1 protein-coding gene is annotated in these 798 nt (G+C 48.7%); it reads left to right on the top strand.

Annotation, left to right across the window (positions count from 1 at the left end; translation table 11 throughout):
* A partial coding sequence (locus R7Q46_RS26330) for a DNA gyrase C-terminal beta-propeller domain-containing protein (protein ID WP_318078105.1) occupies positions 1 to 798 on the top strand: 798 nt, incomplete at both ends.

Raw genomic sequence — 798 nt, 5'->3', positions numbered from 1 at the left:
TTGGTATTACCGATATTCAAGCCGATGCGATTCTGGATACCAAACTTCGTCACCTAGCGAAGCTAGAAGAGATGAAGATCCGTGGTGAGCAAGACGAGCTAGAGAAAGAGCGTGAGAAGCTAGAGCAGCTGCTTGGTTCTGAGCGTCGTCTGAACACACTGCTTAAGAAAGAAATTAAAGCCGACGCAGAGAAATACGGCGATGACCGTCGTTCTCCTTTAGTTGAACGTGCTGAAGCAAAAGCACTGACTGAGCGTGACCTAGTACCAAGTGAACCAATTACCGTTGTACTGTCTGAAAAAGGTTGGGTTCGTCATGCGAAAGGACACGATGTTGATGCGGAAAGCTTGAACTACAAATCAGGCGATAAATACTTGGCGCATGCGCGCGGTAAGAGCAGTCAGCCGGCGGTCTTCCTTGGCAGCGATGGTCGAAGTTACTCGCTTGAATCGCACTCGTTGCCATCAGCACGTAGTCAAGGTGAGCCGATTACTGGTCGCTTGAATATCACGGCGGGTAGCAGTATTCGTCAGGTGATCATGAGCGAAGAAGATCAGCTATGGCTGGTGGGCTCCGATGCTGGTTACGGCTTTGTGTGTAAAGGCGCTGATTTGCTATCGAAGAACCGTAGCGGTAAAGCGTTGGTTACGTTGCCTGCAAATTCTGAAGTGATGACGCCAAAAGAAGTCGGCGATCTGGATTCGGATGAGATTCTCGCGATTACCAACCAAGGGCGTATGTTGTTGTTCCCAATTAAAGACTTGCCGCAATTAGCGAAAGGTAAAGGTAACAAAATCA

It is taken from the genome of Vibrio sp. 811 (genome assembly GCF_033339195.1).
The sequence above is the reverse complement of the archived record's forward strand: the minus strand, read 5'-3'. Positions and strand labels throughout refer to the sequence as shown.